Origin of the sequence: Ligilactobacillus acidipiscis DSM 15836, assembly GCF_001435755.1 — a bacterium.
Classification (GTDB): Bacteria; Bacillota; Bacilli; order Lactobacillales; family Lactobacillaceae; genus Ligilactobacillus; species Ligilactobacillus acidipiscis.
Genome location: NZ_AZFI01000133.1, coordinates 1 through 5,736, shown reverse-complemented (window position 1 = coordinate 5,736; position 5,736 = coordinate 1). Strand labels below are relative to the sequence as shown.

General features: G+C 39.9%; 5 protein-coding genes. All 5 read right to left on the bottom strand.

The genetic code is table 11. The features are described from left to right. Positions 1–80: 80 nt before the first annotated feature. A complete protein-coding gene (locus FC65_RS08355) occupies positions 81–1,094 on the bottom strand; it encodes a lysylphosphatidylglycerol synthase transmembrane domain-containing protein (RefSeq protein WP_056972298.1) in 1,014 nt (337 codons plus the stop codon). Then, complete coding sequence (locus FC65_RS08350; protein WP_010497042.1) at positions 1,094–2,119, bottom strand: glycosyltransferase family 4 protein; 1,026 nt, start codon at positions 2,117–2,119, stop codon at positions 1,094–1,096. The genes FC65_RS08355 and FC65_RS08350 overlap by 1 nt, the downstream gene beginning before the upstream one ends. A 23-nt stretch (positions 2,120–2,142) precedes the next feature. Further along, the gene (locus FC65_RS08345) at positions 2,143–3,321 is read right to left on the bottom strand and encodes a glycosyltransferase family 4 protein (RefSeq protein WP_056972297.1); all 1,179 of its coding nucleotides are present in this window, start codon (positions 3,319–3,321) and stop codon (positions 2,143–2,145) included. 224 nt (positions 3,322–3,545) lie between these two features. Then, positions 3,546–5,267 carry a phosphoenolpyruvate--protein phosphotransferase gene (ptsP, locus tag FC65_RS08340; RefSeq protein ID WP_056972296.1) on the bottom strand — a complete coding sequence of 574 codons (1,722 nt, stop codon included), beginning with the start codon at positions 5,265–5,267 and terminating at the stop codon, positions 3,546–3,548. Further along, on the bottom strand, positions 5,267–5,533 hold the full coding sequence (locus FC65_RS08335; RefSeq protein ID WP_010497037.1) for a phosphocarrier protein HPr: 267 nt from the start codon (positions 5,531–5,533) through the stop codon (positions 5,267–5,269). The genes ptsP and FC65_RS08335 overlap by 1 nt, the downstream gene beginning before the upstream one ends. Positions 5,534–5,736: the final 203 nt, after the last annotated feature.

Sequence of the window (5,736 nt, the reverse complement as noted above, 5' to 3'; positions counted from 1 at the left end):
ATCAACACTATTTGACAAAGTCCCAGAAAAACCCAATCGTTCAAAAAAAGCCCCAGTTAAAAACTGAAGCTTGGAAGAACTCACTGCTTGATCCTATAAGGTTCCACAGCCAAACCGCCCATTCCCAAAAACATTCCTAAATAATATGTGATCAAACGCCAAAGTATCATTGCTAAGACGACTTTCCCATTTTGGGTCAAAAAGGTAGCAAAAATAACAGAAAAGCTAAACTCAGCGCCGCCTAATCCACCCGGTAATGGAAACAACGAAATAATCATTACGATCAAAATGTGCATGCCAACGACCGTCAACGGATCAATATTAGTCACCCTTAAAGAAAGTAAAATAAAGTATGGGATGACATAGTAAAATAAAAGCTGTCCTAAAGTTAACAAACTGACCTTGACCAATGTAAGTGGATCATCGCGTAGGCTTAAACTTTCAAGGTGAAAATTATCGATTTTTTCGGTGAAATAAGCATTGTAACGCTGATAAGTCTCTGGTTTCGCCCACCACTTCACAGGTTTTAGGCAAACCCCAACAAGCTTTTTCGTAAAAGAATGCCAGTACATGATCATTAACAGCCCAGCAATTACAAAAAAATGAATTGAGAATCCAAAAATCACAAGGGCAGATAAAGCATGCAATTTTGCTGCTAAGTAATGAAATTGTGCTACCAAACTAATCAAAAAGCACACGACTATCATCGATTGATAAACCACGAATTTCATCAACATTTTAGAAGCTGCACGGCCCGCATCGATCCCAGACTGTAATAATGCGAACAGCTGCGCAGGCTGGCCACCGCTTTGAAAAGGGGTGATACCGTTAAATAATTGTTCGATCAATGGTACCCGAAAAGCATCTCGAAAACGAAAGCCAGGATACTGCTTCTTTAATAACACATAGACGATCGCTCCCTCAAACAATAAGGAGATCAGCATACACAGCACTGCAAAGATCAACCAGTACCATCTCAGATCAGCAAGCTCATGTCTGATAATATGGAACGGTACATCTTTCATCGAATAGATAAAAATTCCCACACCTACTAGTATGACAACTAATAAGCTCAACTTATTTTTCCAATTCATCAGCGGCCCAACTTTGCTTGTCCTGTATAATATTCACGCCAAACTTCAGCCATATGATCTTCATTGTAATAAGCAGAAGCACGAACAGCTTTATCCTTCAACTCACCTAAAGCTTGTCGATCAGCCTTAAAGTGCTCAATTTTAGCTTTCATCTGGACGACATCAACAGCCGGTTCATAATAACCAGTTAAAATTGAATGATACAGCTCCAGATCACGTAACAATACTGGCACTTCACAACTAAAAGCTTCCAATACACTCATCGGGAACAATTCATTGTAAGAAGGCAACAAGAACAGATCGGCTAAATTATAGTACTCATTCATTTCCTGCCGTGCTACTATTCCCGGGAAAAATAAATTAGCTGGCGGATCATCGACGACCTTCTTGAGTTCGTTATATCCATCAGTCATCTTCCCGAAAGAAAAGCCGCCAACCCAGACGAATTGCACATCAGGTAATTGTTGCGCTAATTTAATAAAATCAAAAAGCCCCTTACGTGCCTGAACCTGACCGACCCCGATCACTGTAAATTTATGAGGATCTAAGCCATGTTTAGCACGCAGTTTATTTTTTTGCTCCTGCTTCAACGGATAAAATTCTTTTTTAGATACAAAATTAGGGATATAGGTGATCTTATTCTTAGCGATCCCATATGCAACTAATTTTGGAATAAACGACGGATTGACCACTACCAAAGCGTCCATCCTCTTATAAAAAGAAATCATATATGAATTAAAGACCTTGGCAGCCAATGCGGGCATTTGCAGACTGCCCTTCATCGTTTCCGGCAAAAAGTGAACGTAACCTACCTTCCGACCACTTTTCGGCGAAAATGTCGATAAGTAAAACTGCGGGTCGATCGTGTGATAATGACTAACGTCAGCACTGCCAAAACGATTAACGATCAAGTTTATCTCGGTCGGATAATGTTTTTCCAATAAATCGATCAATTCAGAGTAAGCGCTGCCCACTCCTTGTCCGTCGACTTTAGCCGCGGACGAATACATACGGATTGTTAACATGTTGATCGCTCCTACACAAAACTTTAAATACTTTCTCTTGAACGACTCGCTTGAGCCTCAGCAAAGAAAGTAAAACTATCCTGATAAAACTGCATGATCTGTTCGCCAAAATTTTCTGCCGAAATACTGGCAATTTTTTCCTCGCGAAAACTTTGATCATTAAACTTGGCCGGTTCATTCAAATATTTGACCACTTCTTGGACAAATTGCACTGTGGTTTCAAAAGTAGTCCCAATATTTAAGTTATCCAACAAATCATCAGTATATGGGCCACTAGCAGCAACAACTTTTAAACCGGCAGCAATGGCTTCGATAAAAGTTAATCCCTGTGATTCTGAAATAGAAGTAGAAACAAAGAGATCTGCCATATGATAATAAGCAGGTACATCATCGTGATCGATCTCTCCAGTAAAAATGATTTTGTCAGTCAAACCCATCTGCGCAACTTGTTGACTTAGTTGGTCCTTAGCTGGACCATCACCGCAAATCATCAATTTCACTCCTGGGACTTGTTTTTGGATCTCAGGGAATGCATCAATCAACCGATCAATATCCTTTTCAAAGGCGACTCGACTCAACGTTAACATTAAAGGCGTCTTCGAAGAAATATCATATTTTTCCCGTAACTTCGTATTTTTTGGCCCAGAAAATTTTCTGACATCTACTCCTGTGGGAATAACCGAAATCGGCTCTTTGACACCATAACCGGTCAAAGTATCCAAGACACGGGTACTAGGTGCGACTATTCCCGCCATGTGCTCACAATAAGTTTTACTGAGCTGTTTAACATGCGAAGGCCGTAAAACTTTGCCTTTCATCACATAATGTAAATAATCCTCATACATCGTATGGTAAGTATGCACGCATGGGATCTTCAAATTTTTAGCAACAAACTTGCCGATCATTCCCATTGAAAATTCTGTCTGTGTGTGAACCAGATCCAAGTTGAGCTCTTTGGCGATCTCATACGCTTGAAAAAGACCACGGACAGCAATCCTGCGATCCGTAAACGAAATGAAAGGAAGACTCGTAAATCGAAAAACATTTCTTTCAAAAACGTTTTGATCGACCTTAGGGTCCGTTGTTGTAAAAATGTACACATTATTCCCCAAACTCTCTAGTTGTTCACGCAATGTTTTGATCGAAGTCGCAACACCGCTGACTTGCGGATAATATGTATCTGTAAATATACCTATATTCACGGTGATCCCCCTTAGTCTGAATAATAGTCAAGTATCATTATATTGTTTTCGACAACTATAAGCAACTAAATGCCTGTTAACACAATCTTTTCTTAAACAATTTATTTTAAAAACGACAAAGCTGATTATACAGTCTTCCACTTACTTGTCAAACTGTTTACAACAAAAAAAGCTCGAATAAGCCCACAAAATGCGAGTTATTCGAACCTCTAATTTATTTGTAATTAGTCAGTATACTTGTGTACTAAATCAACAACTTCTTCAGTTGTTTCACATTCAGTCACAGCTTTATCAGCTAATTCTTTCATCTTGTTTGTGTCAAGTTTCTTCAACAAGCTACGAGTCTTCAAAATTGAAGTTGCACTCATTGAATACTCATTTAATCCTAAACCTGCAAGCAATGGAACAGCGACTTGATCGCCGGCCATTTCACCACACATGCCAGTCCATTTGCCTTCCTTATGGGAAGCATCGATGATATTCTTGATCAAACGTAACAATGAAGGATTATATGGTTGATACAAGTATGAAACGTGTTCGTTGCCCCGGTCTGCAGCCATTGAGTACTGAATCAAGTCGTTAGTACCGATACTAAAGAAATCAGCGTATTTAGCTAACTTGTCAGCAATCATTGCAGCTGCAGGGATCTCCATCATCATACCAACTTCGATATCATCAGAAACCTTAACACCGTCAGCAACCAACTTAGCCTTTTCTTCTTCAAAGACAGCCTTAGCATCTTTGAATTCTTTGACTGTTGCGATCATTGGGAACATGACTGCTAAACGGCCATAGGCAGAAGCACGTAACAAAGCTCGTAACTGTGTCCGAAAAATATCTTGGCGATCCAAAGAGATCCGGATAGCACGATAACCCAAGAACGGATTTTGTTCTTCAGGTAATGGCAAATAAGGTAATTTCTTATCGCCGCCAATATCCATCGTGCGCACAACTACTTGTTTGCCATTCATACCTTCAACTGCTTGTTTGTATGCTTCAAATTGGTCATCCTCAGATGGCAACTCGGAAGCATCCATGTATAAGAATTCAGATCTGAATAAGCCAACTGCTTCGGCACCATTATCAGTGGCACCTTCAACATCTTTTGGAGTACCAATATTGGCACCAAGAGTAACTTGCTTACCATCAGCAGTAACAGACTGTTCGTTTTTCAACTGAGCCCATTCTGCTTTTTGTGCGGCAAAGTCGTCAGCTTTTTGCTGATATTCTTTTAATTCAGCATCACTTGGGTCAACTAAAGCATCACCATTAATACCATCGATGATCACTGTTTGATCAGCTTTAATGTCATCCGTAGCGGAACCGGAACCAACAATAGCTGGGATCTCCAGTGTCCGTGACATGATTGCAGAATGTGATGTCCGTCCACCAATATCAGTGATAAACCCTTTGACATACTTACGGTATAATTGAGCTGTATCAGATGGTGTCAAATCATGAGCTACAATGACAACTTCTTCATTGATCAAAGCAGGACTCGGTAAGGTAACACCCAGTAAATGACTCATCAAACGTTTCGTAACATCACGAACATCACCAGCACGTTCTTGCATGTAGGCATTATCGGTCATACCTTCAAACATTTGAATGAACATGTCAGTCACACTCTTGACTGCAGCTTCTGCGTTAACTTTATCATTCTTGATTTTATCACTGATCTGATCCAACATTTCTGGATCAGAAAGAATGGTCAAATGCGCCTCGAAAACCTGTGCTTCTTCATCACCCAAATTTTCAGCAGCTTTAGTTTTAATGACCTCAAGCTCTTTTTTCGAAGCTGCAACAGCGTCGTTTAAACGAGCAATTTCAGCTTCTGGGTCATCAATTTTTGTCTCGGAAAATGATAAATCGGGTTGCACAAGCATGTAAGCTTTAGCTGCGGCAATACCATCACTGGCTGCTATCCCTTTCAACATTTTCGTCATTATTCAGCAAGTCCTTCCTTTTTCATTGTCTCAGCAACTGCTGCAATAGCATCTGCTTCATCTGCACCTTCGGCAGTAATAGTTACGTCTGAACCTTGGCCAACGCCCAAAGACATAACACCCATGATCGACTTCAAATTAACTGATTTGTCGTTGAATGCCAATGTGATGTCAGAATTGAATTTGCTTGCTGCCTGTACCAACAAAGTAGCAGGACGAGCGTGAATACCTGTTTCTGCAATTACGTGAAAGTCTTTCTTTTCCATTTTAAACCATTCTCCTTTGAGTATAAAAAATTGTTGAGCTTGACCAATGAAAAGTGAGACAAATTTTCCGAACACGTTTACATTTAAAACTGTCCATAAAATGCTACTTCATGGTAAAACTCGCTAAAAAAATAATACCATGTATCATGTGATAAAACAAGTTTGTTTTGCTTTCCGATAGTGTCAACTTTGTGTGGGTAAAT

Bases quoted from the DNA above. Each gene is read 5' to 3' on its own strand.
- FC65_RS08355 (WP_056972298.1), bottom strand. From the start codon at position 1,094: ATGAATTGGAAAAATAAGTTGAGCTTATTAGTTGTCATACTAGTAGGT.
- FC65_RS08350 (WP_010497042.1), bottom strand. From the start codon at position 2,119: ATGTTAACAATCCGTATGTATTCGTCCGCGGCTAAAGTCGACGGACAA.
- ptsP (WP_056972296.1), bottom strand. From the start codon at position 5,267: ATGACGAAAATGTTGAAAGGGATAGCAGCCAGTGATGGTATTGCCGCA.
- FC65_RS08335 (WP_010497037.1), bottom strand. From the start codon at position 5,533: ATGGAAAAGAAAGACTTTCACGTAATTGCAGAAACAGGTATTCACGCT.